Genomic DNA, 17,791 nt, shown 5'->3' on the forward strand with positions numbered 1-17,791 from the left:
CTTCGTTGTTGGTTGAGCCTGTTTAGTTGGACTCGGGTGTCTTCTTCTCTGTTTTTTCCTCTTGCCCTGTTACCTCGTTTTGGACATTGCTCTGTTCTGTTTGCGATTCCTCCGTCTTTTCTTGAGCTGTATCCGTTTGTACATTATTTTGAGTCGATGTTTCAGCATTTTGTTCAGTCTCTGCATTAGACTGCACGTCTGCTTCGTCTTGTTGATTGTTCTCTTCTTCAATCTCTTTCATAAAAGCATCCAATTCTTGTTCTATTTCTGAGATTTTCTGTTGTCGTTCTTCATTTTCTATTTCTTCATCTGCCTTTATTTGTTCTCGATATTTTATTAAACCGTAAATGATAATATCGCGATCTTCCAGAAATCTAGCAGCATCTAACGCCTTGTCAGCCTCTCCTCTGCCTATATGAATCCAATACTTGTAATAAAGTGGATCCGATTGCAGTGTTACGGTATTTTCTACGTAGTCTTTTTGTTCTTCCGTTAATGACTCATTCACAATGTATGATATCGCTAGTTCAAACTGTGCAACATTAGGTAATTGGTCAATTTCATAAGATTCTAATGTGGTCACGACTTGACTATAACGTTTATTTAAATAATGCTCCTGTGCTTCAATTACATTGGACTGTCTAGGATGCAGAAAAAATAAAGAATAAATCAAATAAATAAGAACTGGAACAAAACAAACACAAACAGTCCAAAATACAGATCGACTCCACTTCCATTTCCTTTTACTGATACGGATCAGTGTAGATTCTTTTTCTTTTAACTTCTTCCTATGGGATTGAATGACTTTTAGTAAATGATCATAATCAGTTGCTTGAAGAATCGATTGCGCAAGTTTAGACAAATTTAATGTCTTATAATAGTGAAAGTATTCCTCAAAGGAATAGTCGTTATCGAGTAAAGCAGCTACAGTTGCCTTAGTTTCTAACAATTGGACCTCTTGATTTTTTTCATAAGGTGGGATACTTTCCATAACTCCATAGTGTAGAAAATACGGTGCTAAACCTTGGTCAAACACTAAATTATCAGGACAAACAACTAAATGTGTTCGAAGCAAATCATGTTCCTTCACTTTACCTACTAACTGATAGGCAGTTACCGTTCGATCTCTCTCTTCTAGCTTAAGGAAAGAGCTTATACTTAAATAAGAATCGGGCAAACGATAATCAATTACTACTTGATCATCCGTCATGGTTACTTTCTTGTTAAACTGCTTTTCTATCTGTTCAAGGAAGGATATCTCCTCTAGCGAATCTAGTTTTATTTTTTCTTTCTGAAAAGAAAAGGTAACGATATTTTTTTCTTTCTTTATCGTTGCTTCTAGTTTTTCTTCAATGTAAGAAAGCTCATTTTCAGCCATGACTTCAAAATCTCCTTTACCACGCTTGGTTCATTTGCTTTTAACTATAAAACTTCAATCCTATCTCCTGTCATAATCCCAACATCAACCAACCGATGATGACCTGGAATGATGTTATTTTTATTCACAACTCGTACCCATGTTCCTTCACGTATATTTATATCTAATTGCTTTTGTTTCCAAGCAATATCAACTAGTTTTTTAACAGTATGGTAATCCGATAAACGTAAATCTAATTTATCATCGATATAATTGCATAAATCTACAGTAACCTCTATGTACACACATACCACCTCATAATGAGGGAGCGCCTATTAGATAAGCGCTCCCTATGGTTATGTTATCTATAAACTCGTTTGTCTTATCTACGGATTTGACTAGCAATATCTGCATCTGCATCTCGAAGTGCTTGAGCAGTGCTTTTAAGTTGAAGGTTAATACTATCTAATAATTCCTGCATATCTACAAATGATGGGCGAAGCATAACATATTGATCTTGGAATGCCCTTGAAGATTCCCCTTCCCACATCCCTACTAATCTTTCAATCATTTTGTCTAGACGAACGATCTGATCCTGTACTTCTACTCCTTCTTTTCCATAGAGATCTGCGACTTGTTCTAGCTCTTCTGGTGTTACGCGAATTGTACCTGACATTGTAACCTCTCCTTTTAATGAATTTTATTTCACTTATGTATAAGTGATTTGAAATGGATGTCTATGTCGTCTATAGATAACCAATTCACTATATATCAATACCATATTATTGAGTCATAATATAGATATTTTTGTATTTTTTAACATTAAATGGTAGTATATTCCTCATTTCAAATTCATCATAAGGTTAAAATACCTATAAATAAATATGAGACAGAAAGGTATTTAGTACTATTCCTTTTTTTGGTAATATTGCATTAATATGTATGTTAATTAACGTTTTGTCTTGTAAAATATTAAAAGGCAAACTATTAAAAAATAGTTTGCCTTTTTATTCCTAATCTTGAGAAAGTCTCTTAATAATCGTTGCCAACAGAAGTGTTCTTTCTACTAAGCTCGGAATTTCCAAGTATTCTTTATCACTATGAGCATTTCCACCAACAGGGCCTAATCCGTCTATCGTTGCAACCCCAAGTGAAGAGGTATAGGATGCGTCAGAACCACCGCCTGTTGCTGTATCTTCTATTTCGATCCCGATTTCATCTCCAACATCTTGAATAATTCGAAGCAACGCTCTTGTTTTTTTATTTTTCTCCATAGGTGGTCGATTCATTTCACCTTCTAGAACTATTTTCGTTCCAGACACCTCAGTAGTTGAACAAATTTCTTCAAGTCGTTCTTCAATGATTTCAACCTGCTCCATTTCTTTCATTCGCACATCAATTTGAGCTTCGGCATGATCAGAAATTGTGTTAGCACTTGAGCCACCTTCAATTAAACCTACATTAACACTAATGCCATTTTCATGATCTGAAAGTTCATGTAGTTGAATAATTTTATGTGCCAGCTCTTCAATTGCACTTCGCCCTTTTTCAGGCTCAATCCCCGAATGTGCCGCTTTTCCTTCAACAATAAGTGTGTAATTACCTTTCCCTCTGCGCGCTGTAACCAATGAGCCATCCTTTCGCGCAGGTTCCATGACGAGAGCATATCTCATACCTTTTGCTTCACTTTCAATGAGAGATCGTGATGTTGGTGAACCAATTTCTTCATCGCTATTAAGGATAATTTTAATCTTTTTATAGCCTTCATGTCCTTCGTTTAGTAATGCTTTTATAGCGTATAAAACAGCCGCTTGACTAGATTTCATATCAATAACACCCGGTCCATATGCTCGATTGCCTTCAATTTTAAAAGGTCTTTCTAATGCAGTTCCTTTCGGAAAAACTGTATCCATATGAGCTATAATAACGATGTTAGGATTTTTTGCTTCTTTATGCTGAATAACCAAATGATTTCCGTAACTTTCTTGTGGAATAACTTTAACATGAAAACCTAGTGCGGTGTAGTTATCCTGTAGTATGTGTCCAATTTGGTCGACACCTTCTTTATCATGTGAGCCGCTATCTATGTTTACTAGTTTTTCAATAAAAGTCAGCATTTCATTTTGTTGCTGATATATAAATGATTCCATGGAGCCGTTTCCTTCTTTCCTCTACCTGTTAATATCCAGTTAAAAAGATTTTACCAGAATAAAGGCAGAAAGGTAAGTAGTGTTTCCTAGGATGATATGAGAAGATTTGCTAAAATCCAAAGCAGGACAAAGCTTAAGATGATCGTTATATTAGATAAAGTTCCTACAAATTTTTGATCATACTCAAATTCGACAGAATAAGGTAACACTGAAACAGATGTTGGTAACAAGAACCCCATTAATAAAGTATATTTAAACATATCATCAAATGGGAGCAGAAAATAACAAGAAATCCCTATTAATAAACCAATCCCATATCTTACCCCTAGAAATTGCACCATTAGTTTTATATAGCTTTTATCAAATGTAAAATTCAGATAAATTCCTAGCAATAATAAAGATAAAGGCATATTTGCTGCAGAAATAATATCAGCAACATTTAATATGGTTGAAGGAATTTGTAACCCAATTAAATTAACGATCACTACGATAATATAGGTCATAAGAGGGATCGATTTTGATAACTTAATAATCACTGTTTTAGGATCCAGCTTTACATCTTCTTTTGAATAAAAACTCCCAATTAAATAGCTTAAGCCAAAAACAATAAATGCATTTCCAACATCAAACATCCCAAAATAGGTAAGTCCTTCTTTCCCAAAAATAACTTCTACTAATGGATAAGCAAAAAGACCAATATTAAAGCCCGGTACCATCATCCCAAGCATACCCTTTATGTTTCTTTGTTTTTTCCTAAATAAAAAAAGGGCAAAAAAACCGATGCAGATCCCGTAGAGAAAGCCTATTAAGATTAGTAAAAACAACGATGTTTCTATTTTAATATCATGAAAAGTCACGATGATTAAAGTTGGTAGAGTGATATTAAAAATAATTCTTGATAATCCCTCACCGTCTTTTTCCTTAATAATGCCCCGTGTTTTCAAAAAATAACCTAAGGCAATAATGACGACGCAATACAAAAACTGCAAATTAAAACTACCCAAAATGACAAGACTCCTTACATGTATTAAATTCCTTTAGTTGACTACTGTATACAATATTGCTCATTTTACCTGACATCTAGCACATTATCAATCTAATCAACTCAATCCTACCATTCTATTTCATTATTCATAATTTTATGATAAATTAAGTAGGACTACTTTGAGAGGATGTTGCAGGAAATGACAAAATTTGAAAACATTACGATAGAAAAGAAGGCAAATGTTTATTTTGAGGGTAAGGTGACAAGTCGTACCATCTTATTTGAAGACGGAACGAAAAAAACTCTTGGTGTCATGCAGCCAGGTGAGTATGAATTTTCTACTAGCTTCAAAGAAGAGATGGATATCACAGCAGGTCATTTAGAGTATAAATTACAAGGTGAAGATTGGAAAACAATTGACGGTCAAGGTGTTTTTTATGTACCGGCAAATGAAACATTTCAAGTAAAAGCGAACTCTGTTGTTGATTATTGTTGTTCATACATAAGTGAATAAACATTAAAAGTCGTCCCTAACAGGACGACTTTTATCTTACTTTAGTTTATCTTCTTGCTTCCACTTTATAATGTTTTTTCAACTTCTACTAGCAATTGAAAAATAAATTGATAAAGAGATCCAATTACTTCACCAATAGTCATCGTTTCTTCAAAACCCTTTAACACATCAAGCGTAATATTTAAGTCCCATAATCCGTCTTGTTGATTAAACATTAAATTATATTTCTTTTCTCCTTCTAGTAACTCACGGTCTAGAAAGGACTTAATTGTTTTTTCTTGATTCTTTTTGAGCTTTAATCCAAGCATAGCCTCATATGTTCCAAAAACATCGTCAACCTCTAATGAAACTGCATCAATTGCTATGATGTGAAACCATTTTGATTCAACATAAAGAAATTCAGCTTTCTGTTTTTTAAAATATGATATAGATTCAGATAAGAAAGAATCTGATTCTGTTTCAATCAATTCATCTGTTTCTTTATTACTTCGCTCAATATAAGCACCCAAAAACCTATTTTCTATATTCTCATTACTACCATTTTCATGAAAAGAAATATCATTTTCTTTCATATACTCTTTTTCTACTAGATATAATGGCATTTCTTTATCTAATTGCTGAATCTGATTCTTTAACAATATATATCCTCCATTCTTTCCAATACTCTCTATTTACAAGTATAACCTTTTATTTCAATTTATAAATCCATTTCAATAAGAACCGGACAGTGGTCACTACCCAAAATATCACAATGGATTTGAGAATCTACTAGACGATTTGTTAATGCTTTTGACACAATAAAGTAATCAATACGCCAACCAATATTCCGTTCACGTACTCTACTCATATAAGACCACCAAGAATAAACATCTTTTCGTTCCGGATACAAGTAACGGAAACTATCAACAAATCCTTCATTCAGTAGTAAAGACATTTTTTCGCGCTCTTCATCTGTAAAGCCTGAGTTTCCTTTATTTGATTTAGGATTTTTTAAATCTATTTCCTGGTGTGCTACGTTTAAATCTCCACATAAAATAACAGGCTTGTTTTTCTCCAAGGTTGTTATATATTCACGAATGTCTTCTTCCCATTGAAGTCTCTCATCAAGCCTTGCTAAATCTCTTTTTGAATTAGGTGTGTACATCGTAATGAGAAGGTATTGTTCAAATTCTAACGTTATAATTCGACCTTCTGGTTCTTCGTTCAAATCACCAACACCGTACGAAACAGACAATGGCTTTTGTTTCGTAAAAACGGCAGTACCTGAATATCCTTTCCTTTTGGCGAAGTTCCAATATTGGTGATAACCTTCAAGCTCTAAAGAAAGCTGTCCTTCTTGCATTTTTGTTTCCTGAATACAAAATATATCGGCGTTAACTTCATTAAAGTAGTCTAAAAATCCTTTTTTTACACAAGCTCTTATTCCATTTACATTCCATGATACTAATTTCATCTATTTTCTCCCTGATTCTAAAATTGACTGTTGAACTTATATACTAAACGATTTCACTAAAATACTAAACACATATGTTCTCTAGATAATAAAATAAGCGGTAAAAGCTTTTGGCTTTTAACCGCTTATTAGCTAGTTCTTATCCAATTGAATTTCTTTTATTTTTTGTCGTTGCTCCTCAGGCCACCATGCTCCACAATCGTCCGATACAACACATGCTGCACATGTATTTAAATCATACACCTTCATTCCAGTAATTGGAGGTGAATATAAATGAAGAGTAACCAGCTTCGACTTATTTGAAACAGACATTTTATGCACACCCTTTTCGGGTGCAAAAAATATTTCACCATTTTCTTGAAATTCGGTAAAGATTTCTTTAGGCATTTTCGTTCCATCTACTTTATATACCGTATTTTTTGCCGTCCCATTTATCACTTGAATCCATCCAAAGGAGCTGCCATGATCATGTGGCGCACATTCTAACTGAGACCAATTCATTACTAACAATTCAACCTTTTCGTTTTTATAAAGTAATTTCCGGTAGTATGGCTTATCTTCTTCTGTTCCCAATATAGGCTCCAATTCTTCATGCTGAATAGCCAGTTCCTCCAACGCCTGTTTTAAAGCATCACTCGATGTATTTTCCAAATTTCCAAGAATCTCACTTATTCGGTCTTTATAATCCATACGAATGTACCTCCTGTTGTTGCTTTTCTGGATGTCTTTTAGGCAGCAGGCTGTTCATATGTATTGGTAAGTTCTTGTTGTTTATTAAGTAAAAAATTATTATTTTAGTAACGGTGAAGCCTTTGTAAAAGACTTAATTTATTTGTACTTTTTTGAAAAAAAGAAACCATACAACCTTTCAAATTGACCGTTAACAAAAATCACTCCTATTATAATTATGATTCCTCCTACTACACTTATGAGAATAATTTTTTCGTTTAGTAAAAGAACAGCTGCGATTAATGTTGCAACTGGTTCTAAATAAAGAAAAACAGAAACCTGAGATGCTTCTAGTACATGTAAGGCTTTTGCCCAGTACCAATAAGCAACCCCTGATACAAACACACCTAAAAAAAGTAAATGAGCCCACTCTCCAGCCTGTAAATGAGAAATAGCCTCCCATCCCTTATTACGAATCAAAAAAGGTATTGTTAAAACAAAGCCTAGTAAGCTCATATAAAACGTAATAACTAGCGGTGAAAGAGGGATATTTAATTTTTTTAATAAAACAGAATAAACCGCCCAGTTAAGTGTGCTTAGTAACATTAGTAAGTAACCTATGTTTAATGCAGGTTCAAACGTTTTGTCACTACCACCTGTCGTGATCATTAGTACACCAAAAAGAGCTAGTATCATGCCAATTGCTTTTAGAATCGTCATTCTTTCATTTAAGAAAATCATCGACAAGATTACAGTAAAAATAGGTGATAAAGAAATCATCCAACCTGCAGAAGATGCATCAATTGTTAGCAATGCACTAGCTTGAATAACCTGATGAATAAAAACACCTAATATGCCTAAAACAATTAAATGTGGGATATACACAGGACTGATTTTCAGTTTTTCCCTTAATAAAAGTAAAAGACAGAGAAGAAAGAGAGCACCGATCCCAAATCGAATAACAAGCAATGTAAAAGGATCTAGCCTGTCTAACACCGCTTTTGTCGAAACAAAGGATACTCCCCAAAATGTGATGGACATTGTGGCATAAAGCGAAGCGGCTAATTTATGGTTTGATGATAACATAATAAATACCTCTCTATTTTAGTCTCTCCTTATCATATGCTTGTCCTTTTGACGAATGTATAAAAATACGAAAGTTCATCCTTACCTCACGTATTATTTGAATTATAGTCTGTTTATGGTACAATGAATGAGTATTCATTCATAAAGAATAGTTAAATAAATTAGAAATACAGAGGTGGTAACGTGCAACAAATTGGTCCAATCCAAATTATTGAAGGTCCACATAAAAGTAAAGTTCCGTATTCCAGAAGTCTATATATAGCAAGTTCTCATGAAAAGGTGTTAATTGATACAGGTGCTGATCCACACTCGCTCCAACAATTAAACAAACAATCCGGCGTTGACTTAGTTATTAATACACACTACCATCCCGATCATACTTGTCATAATTATTTATTTCCGAAAGCAGAAAAATGGATAAATAAAATTGAATACGAGATGTCATTAACAGTTGAAGGAATTGCAAAAGCAAATGGAGTTTATCAAGAATGGGGTTCTCCAGGCGTAAAGGAATGGGCAAAGAACATTCCACAAACATGGATTCAAAGCCTTTCTGAAATTAACGGGTATTACGAATACGAGAAAGAATACCGTCTTGGAGACGTTAACGTTATCTTTTTGCATACACCAGGTCATACCAAAGGCTTTAATTGCCCTTATTTTCCTGACTTTGGTGTTGTATTTACAGGAGATTATGATATGACAACATTTGGTCCATGGTACAACGGTACAGATGGTAACATTGATGAGTTTATCTCTTCAGCCCAACGCCTTCTCTCCTTAGATGCTAACACGTTTATTACAGGCCATCAAAAAGGAACATTTCAGAAAGACGAATTTCACGCTGCAATGAAAAAATACCTTACAATCATCGACCAGCGAGATAACGTAATTGAAAAATATGTAAAACTAGGTTTAGATTTTGAAGAATTAACAAGTATCGGTATTTTTTATCCAAAAAACACTTTAGAGCATTCTATTCTTAAAACGTGGGAACGAAGTGGAATAAGAAAACATCTTCATCGTTTAGGCTATAAGGTTGAGAATGGAACGATCAAACATTTGGTTTATTCTAATAAAAAATGATCTTGTAGCACCCATATGGAGTTCCTCATCACCATTGTGCTGTGGACCTCCTTTAGATGAATGATGGATAGAAAGTTCTAGTCAACTCCCTATCCATACTCTTTATTCATCCTCGTCCATCATATCCTCAAAAACAGCCGACACTTTTTCAAATTCATCGTCACTTTCAATTGGAGACAAATCTCCTTCACCATCAATCTTTAAAAAGAAAATATCAATATCTTCTTCCGTTTCCGCTTGAATATCATCAACAAATCCTACTGCTACATAATCAGTTCCTTCTAAAGTAATCGCTGCAAGAACTTCCACTTCATTTTCCTGATCATTTTCGTCCGTAATCGTAAATACTTCTCCTACTTCTACTTTATCCATGAATAATAGCTCCCTTCACACGTACATATAAATGATGATTACTTCTTTATCATGCCAAATTTATGTAATTTCATTCAATACATTTTTAAAAAAAATTCTATTTTTTTAGTTATCACATTTAATATTTGATAAAAGAAAGGGTGCTTAATTATGTCCTATTTTTCTTATCCGCCTTTCAACCGTTCAACTCCCTCTGCTCAATTACACACAACACAACAAAGAACACTTATTTTAGAAGGTAGAGGAAAAGTAATTGCCCCACCCGATCAAGCGATTATTACGATTGGATTTGTTACGGAGAATAAAGATGCTAAGAAGGCACAGGCTCAAAATGCTGTATTGACAAATCAAGGTTTAACTGCTCTTAAGGAAATAAATATTCAACAAGAAGATATTCAAACAGTCTCGTACATCATTCAACCTATTTACGAATTCACCGAAGGATCTTCTATCTTAAAAGGATATAAAGTACAACATACTTTTGAAATAACAGTAAAAGATTTAAACCTAGTTGGTGCAGTGTACCAAGCGGTTGTAGCAGCGGGAGCAAATATCGCAGAGAATATCGAGTTTGTTGTTTCAAATAAAGATTTTTACTATCAGCAAGCATTACAACTTGCAATCAAAAATGCAACTGAAAAAGCGTCAAGCATTGGTCAGCTGCTGGGTGTTAGCATGAATTCCGTTCCAATCAAAGTTACAGAGAATTCTACAGTCATTTCACCAAGAGACTATACACTTTCTTTCTCTGCTGAAGCCACTTTACAAGCAGCACCTCCTATACAAAGAAGTAAGCTTGAAATTGAGGCAATCGTAACAGCAGTTTTTTCTTATTAAGAAAGGGCGAATACATCATTCGCCCTCCTTCATTATTCATTTTGCTCTAAAAAAGTCTTAATTTCTTCTGTTAATTCTTCTCTAATAGCATCAATTTTCTTGAAATCCATTGCTTCTATATAATAAGATTCTAACTGATCTCTTAACTGCTTCGCTTCAGCAAGATAGGATATCGCTTCTTTCATTTTGTCTTTATATGCTTTTGTTGTTCTAGCAATGTCCTCTGCGTATTTTTCATCTGTTCCAGGTGTGATGCAGCGTTCATACATATCAATTATTTCATCAGAATTTCTTTCAGGAAAATATTCATGTGGTGCAGTACTGTCAAAAATAGCAATTCCCTTTTCACGTAAAATCACCATATCAAGGCTGTTAGGATCAAAACCACAATGATACACTTCTACATCAAAACCTCTTTGCTCACCTGCAGCCACAATTTTCTTTAACATTGTTGACTTACCTGAACCGGCTCTTCCTTTTATAAAGTAACGTTTTTCGATATCTTCTGTTAAATTCTGAATAAAATCAACAGCTCCATCTGGAGTTGCTGCTCCTAAAAAACGATGCTGAACTCTAGGTTTTTTATCTAATTCTTCCTCTCCGTAAAACAAGGAAATAATTTCATCTGTTAATTGATTAGCTTTAGCAAAATCCATGTTAGAAATATAAATGTCTTCAATATCATCATGCGCTCTTAATGAGGCAGCAAATGTTTCATATGCTTGATTAAATTTCTTTGAAATCTCCTGATTAAGAGTAAGTATTTTTTCTTTATGCTGCGATAATTTGTTAGAATCCCAAGCAACACCTAGATTTACATACTCTTCAATAACACCTGGTGCATTAGGTTCAATAACATGTGGTGCTGTTCCATCAACAATTCCTAATCCCTCATTTGGAAGAATCACTCCATCAATGGACTTGTTATCAGAAGCACAATGTAAATACTCTACATCATATCCCTTTTCTTCCATAATTTGACCAACATGCTTCATAAGAGAAGATTTTCCCGTACCTGGGCCTCCCTTTAATATATATAAACGTTGTAAATCTTGTAATACTGAGTCATATAAACTATAAAATCCTTTAGCAGTGTTTCCTCCTGCATAATAATGATGAACTTTACCTGTCATCTAATCACCCCTTAGCGCCATTTACCTTAACATATGTAGATTATCTTACAAGGGTGAATGCCTATTTTTTCAAAATCGCTTATTCCTCAAAACTTTTGTATAATATTCCTATATTTAATAAAGGAGACCGTTTCGATTGAACTCAAAAGATCTAGAACAAAAAATTATTCAAAACTACCAGCAAGATGAAGGAATGATGATTTTGATTTTTGCACAATGGTGTGTGAATCATGATCTTAATCCAACAGAACTTTATTTAAGAGCCTATCCTGGGCAATCTGAAAATTATGCCCTTCAACAAACAATTGATTTAACCGTTTCTAAGGAAGAATCAGAGCACATCCCAGATCAAACCCTCCTTAATGTTTTATCATTGTTTGGCAATGAAGACCTCGCTTTTGTTGTAACAGAGGAAATAAATAAAAGAAAAAAATAAGAAGGAAGAATTTGAGGTGGTGGTCAAAGCCGTTTTTTGCCTTGCCGAAGGATAGATTTTCTGTATAAGTTGATAGATTATTCGGAGAAGTTGATAGATTTTTGATCATAGTTGATAGATTTTCCTGAAAGGTTGATACATTTCTGATACTTAGATACAAATCAGCAGGATAAAAGGCAAGATTCTTATGTAAAAAGCACGCCAATATTCGGCGTGCTTTCCTTATTTATCAAATCTTTTAAACACTAACGTGGCATTATGTCCACCAAAGCCAAATGAATTCGATAAAACAACAGAAACATCTGATTGCTTTGCTTCATTAGGTACATAATCTAAATCTAGTTCCTCATCGGGTGTTTCATAGTTAATGGTTGGAGGAATTACACCATCTTTGATTGAAAGCAAAGAGAAAATTGCTTCCACTGCACCTGCTGCACCCAACAAGTGTCCTGTCATCGACTTTGTTGAGCTTACAGAAAGTTTGGATGCATGTTGACCAAATACTTCTTTTATCGCTTTTGTTTCATTTAAATCATTATAATAAGTACTTGTACCGTGGGCATTAATATAATCAACATTCTCTGCCTTCAAATTAGCATCTGATAATGCTAGTTTCATAGCACGTTGTCCGCCTTCTCCTTCTGGCGCAGGTGTGGTAATATGATATGCATCCCCAGTCGCACCATAGCCAACAATCTCCCCGTAAATTTTAGCACCGCGAGCTAAGGCGCGCTCTAATTCTTCTAAAACAACAACACCTGACCCTTCCGCGATAACAAATCCGTCACGATTTTTATCAAAAGGTCGACTTGCAGTGTTTGGGTCCTGATTTGTCGATAAAGCCGTCATGTTAGTAAACCCTGCGACTGTCATCTCGGTAATCGATGCTTCAGATCCACCGGCAATCATCATATCTGCTACTCCATTTTGAATAACTCGAAAAGCATCGCCAATAGAATTAGCACCCGAAGCACATGCAGTTACTGAGCAATTGTTAATCCCCTTTGCTCCAATCTCAATTGAAACCCTGCCAGAGGCCATATCTGGGATGAACATAGGAATAATAAACGGACTAACACGCTTTGGACCTTTATTTAAATAGCGTTTATGTTGTTCCTCAAATTCATCAAGTCCACCGATTCCTGAACCTATCCATACTCCAACACGTTCTGGGTCAATTGTTTCTCCTATTTTAATTCCCGAATCATTCACTGCCATTTTACTTGCTGCTATTGCAAAATGAGTAAATCTTGCCATTCTTCTCGCTTCTTTAAAATCAATATACTCATCTGTTGAAAAATTCTTTACTTCTCCAGCTACTTTTACTTGAAACTGCTCTGAATTAATTCGTGTTAATGGTGCGATGCCCGATACTCCACTTTTAATATTTTCCCAGGTTGTTCGTACATCATTACCTAGGGGTGTTACAGCTCCAATACCTGTAATGACAACTCGCTTCTTCATGTTAGCTTCTCTCCTTTTTAACAATGATATGATATATATTAATTCTTTTCATTTGATTGTTAAATAGATAAATTATTACTTGGTCTTAGTAGCACATACATATATCTTATACTAGATTATGAAAAATGAAAAGTTACCTGTACTAAAAGAAATTTTTTTTAAATGTAAAAAGACCTCTTTTTGAGGTCTTTTCCATTATAGTTCCAGTTTTTCAACAGCATCAATTAGTGATGTGATATCCTCTACAGTTTGAAATATTTCACTATTTTTTATTTCTTCCACCATCACTTCTCCATCTTGTTGAACTTGTTCAAACTGATTTAGTAATTCTTCATTTTTCGAAACAAGATCCTGGTGTAGGTCTTCAGCAACTGCTGGGGCATCTATGTTATTAAATTCTTCAATATTCTCGGTTAATGTGTTTACCTGATTTTCTAGTTCAGTTCTTATTTCTGGATCAGTTGCAGCATTTTCAACTAGACCTGGTGCATTTTCAGCAAATTCACTCATTGAATTCAATAAGCTATTTGCTTCATTAACATAGTCCAATGATTGATTTACTTCATCTACTACAGAGCACGCAGAGGTTAGCATAAAAACCGCAATCATGATAAGAAAAGAAAGCTTTTTCATTTTATCACTCCTATGAGTTTATAAGTTATATACGTATAATTGGTGAAGAAAGTTTCAAATACTTTGTTCTTACAAATGACGCTAAAAACAATAAAAGGCTAACATCATGGTTGTTAACCTTTTATTGTTTATGATTCACTTGTCACTAACCATTTGAGAAATTCCTGTTCGGGTTCAGTAAGAAATCGACCTAAGTCTCTTGAAAAATATAAATATAACTCTATGTATCTTTTTGCCATTTCGTCCATGAATATCCCCCTAGTATGTATAAGAACTTCTTTATTTTATCACGTTCATATGGTAAGTGGTAAAAAATTTTAAATTATTCTTCATCCAGAATATCATCTGAATCATCTTTATCATGTTCATTTTTCTCTTTAGTATCAAAGAACTCATTTATTTTTTCAACAATCGAATCGTCATTTTCTGTTGGGTGATGCTGAGCATGTTCTGTATCAATAAAATTCTGAAAGGTATATGTTTGAATGAGTTTCTTTTTATATTTGAAGTGTTTACCAACAATTAGTAACAATAATATTAATAGTAGAAAGAGTACAAAGTAGAAAATAATTACACCTCACTCTCTTAATTAAACTTATCATTTAAAAAGAAAAAGCTACGGTCGTAACTTTTCCTTCTAGGATCCTTAGAGCTAAGGCATCAAAAACAGGGCTTCTAATTGAGGATTTCCACCTGCAAGACCAACCGCAACTGCTGTATAGGTTTTTCCAGCTTTAAGCTGAACTTGAGGAATCGTTATCACAACATTATTAGTTCCGGCAACTCTAACCTCTAAATTAACGGTTAATGGAGATAATGTCATGTAATCTGTAGCTTTTTCGTACGGAACATTGGGAAAGAGCACCTTTCCACCTTGAACAGCGATATCAACATTTGGAGCATCTGGAGAGAGGTGAATAAACCGGACTTTTGCTTGATTCGGGCTTACATACGGTTTATCTACAAAAACAGTTAATTTAAGGTTTGCTACCTTACCAGTTGCTGCAACAGTGTAGTAAGTATTTCTTGTTAAAGAAAGCTGTTCTCTTAGAACAGGTTGAGTTGTTTCACCAGTTGGGTACACTTCAATCGTGTAGCGTCCATTAGGTAATTGTAAGTAATCCGTTGTTTCTTGAAAAACGAGATTCGTAATGGCTTTATTTCCGTTTACATAAACATCAACGCCTGGTGTGTCTGGTGAGGCATGAAATACACGTACAAAAGAATTCTGTTGTCCAGCTCTGTCTACCATTCCGTAAGTATGTCCGTGAAAATCTACAGCTGCAAGTTGTTGTACACACATTAAATGTTTTTGATAATACATGATGTGCAGCTGAGGATTTGAATATTTGTAGTAGTCAGCAAGCATTTGATATTTTGCCGATTCAAGTACCAACATTGATTCATTTTGGTGCATGCTATTCACCCCTAAAATAGTATTAACACCATACAATATGTAAAATGCCTATATAGTTTCCTATTTTATGTCATTTTTTACAAAAAATTATTTTTGCAATGGTAATATATTCTGCATAAAAACAGAGCAGATTTCTCTACTCTGTTTTCAGCAATCTTATTCATCTATTTACCAAGGAAAGCCTCTTCTTCTTCTGCGATCTTCAGCACCTAGTACATCATCATCTCGGTCATATCTTCTATCTCTTCTATTTTCTACACCTGCAACATCTTGATTAAAACGACCGCGACGTCTTTTATCTTCTGCTTCAACGATAAACACTTCATCAGCATTAATAATCACACGATCTGCATTAATCACTAGCCTTTTTCTATTTTCTGACATTTACCCCACCTCCAATCTCTTTTACTACATTTTATGAAACAAACAGAAATACGAGTGGACGAGTATAGTGGGACAACTCACCAATTTTATAGCCTTCAAAAAAATGTTACATAATCAATTCTAAGTCAGGAAAAAATAAACAGATACTATGGAAATGTGGGGTGAAAAGATAATGAAAAAGTTACTAGCAATTTTACTAGCAGCACTTCTTGCTACTTCTGTTGTGGCATGTGATGATGCTCCTGGTGAAGATGAAATCGGTGATGGTGAAATCAACGATGAGGAATAAGAAAACGACACACGGGTTATCCGTGTGTCGAATTTAATCTTCCTTTAATATAAAAACGAAACATTATAATAGCAATAGTGATGAGTACAACCAATCCACCAAAAATATGACGATAAATAAGCTCGACAGCCAAGCCATCCTGAAGAGTAATCATAATTCCTGTTAAAGTCACACCAAAAGCTCCTCCAAAAAATTGAATAAGCTGGGTCATTCCCATTCCTGTCCCAATCTCTTCAGTTGGGAGAATCCTTGAAACTTCATTAGCTATACTTGATGTAAGGGCTGAGAAACCGGTACTCATAAACATATAAGTTAGTAAGATAAAATACGGTGACTTCGTTGATAACAATGTAAATAAAACCGTTGCAATAAATAAGAAAAGCTGCCCAAAATAAATAAGCGGTCCATTGCCAAACCGGTCAATTAACCTTCCAATAAACTGTGCAGCCACAGCAGACAAGATAGCTCCAGGGAAAATCATCAAGCCAACCTCTGCAGGATCCTTTCCAAAAACATCTGTTAAAATGATCGGCATAAGAAAAAGGGTAGAAAAATGGGTGACAAATGCGACAAATCCGATAAAAAGCAATTTAAGATATTGTTTCTCTTTTAACAATTTTGGTTGAATAAACGGCATCGTGACTTGGTTAATATGCCTCCACATCAACAACAAGACAATCATACTTGAAAATAAAATGAAATATGAAAAGGTTGAGAGAAATAACAGGACACCTGTTACACCTATTGCTGTTAAACACCCACCTACCGTATCAAACTTCACCTTTTTAATCTCTTCTTTCGGCAACAGCTTTTGTAAAACTGGAATAAAGAACACAACCAAACCTGTTACTGCAAACAAATAATTCCATCCTAAATATTGCGTGATAGCTCCTCCAATAACAGGACCCAGTCCAAATCCTAGTGAAGAGGCTGATGCAATGAGGGCCATTGCTTTCCCTCTTCTACTTATGGGGATATATCTTCCTGCAAGCACCATGGCAAGACCTGGCACAGCCCCTGCTCCCGCTGCTTGAAGAATCCTTGTTGTTAATAGAAGTGGAAATGAGTTGGCAAAAAAGCCAATAACTGAAGCAACTCCTAATATGGATAGTCCGATAAGAAGTAATCTCGAGATTGGAATATAATCAGAAAGCCGACTAAATGTTAAAGTCGCTATGGCAAAGACAATTGAATATCCCGACACAATCCAAGATGCAGTTGAAGAGGTGAGAGATAAATCTGTTAACACACTTGGTAAGGCCACATTAAACATCGTTGTATTCATGACAACAAGCCAAACAATAAAACTCCAAATCAAGACAATTTTGTTTTCCTGAATGGATTCTACCCCTGTACTTTTAGGAGCAGCAATGGAAACCGAAGACATTTAATACCACCTGTTTCTTTCAATTTATTAAACAATAATACTATCATAATACGTTTTTTCTTCCTATAAAAGAAAAATGCTTCGAGTATCGAAAAATGAACTTTGTGAAACATTGTCCCAAATAAGCAAAAAAGGATGA

The 17,791-nt window shown here is 34.6% G+C and carries 21 protein-coding genes; 4 read left to right on the plus strand and 17 right to left on the minus strand.

The features are described 5' to 3' along the window. Positions 1–22: 22 nt before the first annotated feature. The 5 genes from essB to D9842_RS09620 form a co-directional block, all read right to left on the minus strand. Positions 23–1,378 carry a type VII secretion protein EssB gene (gene essB / locus D9842_RS09600; protein WP_121662333.1) on the minus strand — a complete coding sequence of 452 codons (1,356 nt, stop codon included), beginning with the start codon at positions 1,376–1,378 and terminating at the stop codon, positions 23–25. A 44-nt stretch (positions 1,379–1,422) separates the two neighbouring features. Further along, on the minus strand, positions 1,423–1,662 hold the full coding sequence (locus D9842_RS09605) for an ESX secretion system protein YukD (protein ID WP_121662334.1): 240 nt from the start codon (positions 1,660–1,662) through the stop codon (positions 1,423–1,425). Between the two features lie 77 nt (positions 1,663–1,739). Further along, positions 1,740–2,033: a WXG100 family type VII secretion target gene (locus tag D9842_RS09610; protein ID WP_121662335.1), complete on the minus strand. Its 294-nt coding sequence runs from the start codon at positions 2,031–2,033 to the stop codon at positions 1,740–1,742. 337 nt (positions 2,034–2,370) lie between these two features. Continuing rightward, entirely contained in the window at positions 2,371–3,507 is a 1,137-nt protein-coding gene (locus D9842_RS09615; protein ID WP_121662336.1) for a M20 family metallopeptidase, read from the minus strand. Positions 3,508–3,593: 86 nt separating this feature from the next. After that, the gene (locus D9842_RS09620; protein ID WP_121662337.1) at positions 3,594–4,511 is read right to left on the minus strand and encodes an AEC family transporter; all 918 of its coding nucleotides are present in this window, start codon (positions 4,509–4,511) and stop codon (positions 3,594–3,596) included. 180 nt (positions 4,512–4,691) lie between these two features. On the opposite strand from D9842_RS09620, the gene ppnP reads away from it, so the two are divergent. Beyond that, positions 4,692–5,006 carry a pyrimidine/purine nucleoside phosphorylase gene (gene ppnP, locus D9842_RS09625; protein ID WP_121662338.1) on the plus strand — a complete coding sequence of 105 codons (315 nt, stop codon included), beginning with the start codon at positions 4,692–4,694 and terminating at the stop codon, positions 5,004–5,006. 65 nt (positions 5,007–5,071) lie between these two features. Here the strand turns inward: ppnP and D9842_RS09630 are convergent, their stop codons facing one another. The 4 genes from D9842_RS09630 to D9842_RS09645 all read right to left on the minus strand — a co-directional run bounded on the left by D9842_RS09630 (position 5,072) and on the right by D9842_RS09645 (position 8,214). Then, on the minus strand, positions 5,072–5,644 hold the full coding sequence (locus D9842_RS09630; RefSeq protein WP_121662339.1) for a branched-chain amino acid aminotransferase: 573 nt from the start codon (positions 5,642–5,644) through the stop codon (positions 5,072–5,074). A gap of 59 nt (positions 5,645–5,703) precedes the next feature. Further along, entirely contained in the window at positions 5,704–6,459 is a 756-nt protein-coding gene (locus tag D9842_RS09635; protein ID WP_121662340.1) for an exodeoxyribonuclease III, read from the minus strand. A 132-nt stretch (positions 6,460–6,591) separates the two neighbouring features. After that, a complete protein-coding gene (locus D9842_RS09640; protein WP_121662341.1) occupies positions 6,592–7,149 on the minus strand; it encodes a cysteine dioxygenase in 558 nt (185 codons plus the stop codon). A 138-nt stretch (positions 7,150–7,287) separates the two neighbouring features. Beyond that, positions 7,288–8,214 carry a DMT family transporter gene (locus D9842_RS09645; protein ID WP_121662342.1) on the minus strand — a complete coding sequence of 309 codons (927 nt, stop codon included), beginning with the start codon at positions 8,212–8,214 and terminating at the stop codon, positions 7,288–7,290. 183 nt (positions 8,215–8,397) lie between these two features. On the opposite strand from D9842_RS09645, the gene D9842_RS09650 reads away from it, so the two are divergent. Next, the gene (locus D9842_RS09650; RefSeq protein ID WP_121662343.1) at positions 8,398–9,300 is read left to right on the plus strand and encodes an MBL fold metallo-hydrolase; all 903 of its coding nucleotides are present in this window, start codon (positions 8,398–8,400) and stop codon (positions 9,298–9,300) included. Between the two features lie 102 nt (positions 9,301–9,402). On the opposite strand, the gene D9842_RS09655 is transcribed toward D9842_RS09650, so the two are convergent. Further along, positions 9,403–9,672, minus strand: a complete 270-nt coding sequence (locus tag D9842_RS09655) for a DUF1292 domain-containing protein (RefSeq protein WP_121662344.1) — start codon at positions 9,670–9,672, stop codon at positions 9,403–9,405. A gap of 150 nt (positions 9,673–9,822) precedes the next feature. Here D9842_RS09655 and D9842_RS09660 point away from each other — a divergent pair, with 150 nt between their 5' ends. After that, positions 9,823–10,509: an SIMPL domain-containing protein gene (locus D9842_RS09660; protein ID WP_121662345.1), complete on the plus strand. Its 687-nt coding sequence runs from the start codon at positions 9,823–9,825 to the stop codon at positions 10,507–10,509. A 32-nt stretch (positions 10,510–10,541) separates the two neighbouring features. Here the strand turns inward: D9842_RS09660 and D9842_RS09665 are convergent, their stop codons facing one another. Further along, positions 10,542–11,642: a PRK06851 family protein gene (locus D9842_RS09665; RefSeq protein WP_121662346.1), complete on the minus strand. Its 1,101-nt coding sequence runs from the start codon at positions 11,640–11,642 to the stop codon at positions 10,542–10,544. 136 nt (positions 11,643–11,778) lie between these two features. Here D9842_RS09665 and D9842_RS09670 point away from each other — a divergent pair, with 136 nt between their 5' ends. Further along, positions 11,779–12,078, plus strand: a complete 300-nt coding sequence (locus tag D9842_RS09670) for a hypothetical protein (RefSeq protein ID WP_121662347.1) — start codon at positions 11,779–11,781, stop codon at positions 12,076–12,078. Between the two features lie 222 nt (positions 12,079–12,300). On the opposite strand, the gene fabF is transcribed toward D9842_RS09670, so the two are convergent. From fabF to D9842_RS09700, 6 genes are all read right to left on the minus strand, one after another. Continuing rightward, the gene (gene fabF, locus D9842_RS09675; protein WP_121662348.1) at positions 12,301–13,542 is read right to left on the minus strand and encodes a beta-ketoacyl-ACP synthase II; all 1,242 of its coding nucleotides are present in this window, start codon (positions 13,540–13,542) and stop codon (positions 12,301–12,303) included. Between the two features lie 195 nt (positions 13,543–13,737). Continuing rightward, entirely contained in the window at positions 13,738–14,175 is a 438-nt protein-coding gene (locus D9842_RS09680; RefSeq protein ID WP_121662349.1) for a DUF6376 family protein, read from the minus strand. A gap of 322 nt (positions 14,176–14,497) precedes the next feature. Continuing rightward, on the minus strand, positions 14,498–14,707 hold the full coding sequence (locus tag D9842_RS09685; RefSeq protein ID WP_121662350.1) for a hypothetical protein: 210 nt from the start codon (positions 14,705–14,707) through the stop codon (positions 14,498–14,500). A gap of 120 nt (positions 14,708–14,827) precedes the next feature. Beyond that, a complete protein-coding gene (locus D9842_RS09690; protein ID WP_121662351.1) occupies positions 14,828–15,592 on the minus strand; it encodes a DUF4397 domain-containing protein in 765 nt (254 codons plus the stop codon). Positions 15,593–15,760: 168 nt separating this feature from the next. Beyond that, on the minus strand, positions 15,761–15,976 hold the full coding sequence (locus D9842_RS09695) for a hypothetical protein (protein ID WP_121662352.1): 216 nt from the start codon (positions 15,974–15,976) through the stop codon (positions 15,761–15,763). A gap of 305 nt (positions 15,977–16,281) precedes the next feature. Next, positions 16,282–17,652, minus strand: coding sequence for an MFS transporter (locus tag D9842_RS09700; protein WP_121662353.1), 1,371 nt, complete (start codon positions 17,650–17,652; stop codon positions 16,282–16,284). Between the last annotated feature and the right edge of the window lie 139 nt (positions 17,653–17,791).

Source organism: Metabacillus litoralis (assembly GCF_003667825.1).
GTDB lineage: Bacteria > Bacillota > Bacilli > Bacillales > Bacillaceae > Metabacillus > Metabacillus litoralis_B.

Coding starts and splice junctions, on each gene's coding strand:
- essB (WP_121662333.1), bottom strand. CDS start 1,378: ATGGCTGAAAATGAGCTTTCTTACATTGAAGAAAAACTAGAAGCAACG.
- D9842_RS09610 (WP_121662335.1), bottom strand. CDS start 2,033: ATGTCAGGTACAATTCGCGTAACACCAGAAGAGCTAGAACAAGTCGCA.
- D9842_RS09615 (WP_121662336.1), bottom strand. CDS start 3,507: ATGGAATCATTTATATATCAGCAACAAAATGAAATGCTGACTTTTATT.
- ppnP (WP_121662338.1), top strand. CDS start 4,692: ATGACAAAATTTGAAAACATTACGATAGAAAAGAAGGCAAATGTTTAT.
- D9842_RS09635 (WP_121662340.1), bottom strand. CDS start 6,459: ATGAAATTAGTATCATGGAATGTAAATGGAATAAGAGCTTGTGTAAAA.
- D9842_RS09640 (WP_121662341.1), bottom strand. CDS start 7,149: ATGGATTATAAAGACCGAATAAGTGAGATTCTTGGAAATTTGGAAAAT.
- D9842_RS09645 (WP_121662342.1), bottom strand. CDS start 8,214: ATGTTATCATCAAACCATAAATTAGCCGCTTCGCTTTATGCCACAATG.
- D9842_RS09655 (WP_121662344.1), bottom strand. CDS start 9,672: ATGGATAAAGTAGAAGTAGGAGAAGTATTTACGATTACGGACGAAAAT.
- D9842_RS09660 (WP_121662345.1), top strand. CDS start 9,823: ATGTCCTATTTTTCTTATCCGCCTTTCAACCGTTCAACTCCCTCTGCT.
- D9842_RS09665 (WP_121662346.1), bottom strand. CDS start 11,642: ATGACAGGTAAAGTTCATCATTATTATGCAGGAGGAAACACTGCTAAA.
- fabF (WP_121662348.1), bottom strand. CDS start 13,542: ATGAAGAAGCGAGTTGTCATTACAGGTATTGGAGCTGTAACACCCCTA.
- D9842_RS09680 (WP_121662349.1), bottom strand. CDS start 14,175: ATGAAAAAGCTTTCTTTTCTTATCATGATTGCGGTTTTTATGCTAACC.
- D9842_RS09690 (WP_121662351.1), bottom strand. CDS start 15,592: ATGCACCAAAATGAATCAATGTTGGTACTTGAATCGGCAAAATATCAA.
- D9842_RS09695 (WP_121662352.1), bottom strand. CDS start 15,976: ATGTCAGAAAATAGAAAAAGGCTAGTGATTAATGCAGATCGTGTGATT.
- D9842_RS09700 (WP_121662353.1), bottom strand. CDS start 17,652: ATGTCTTCGGTTTCCATTGCTGCTCCTAAAAGTACAGGGGTAGAATCC.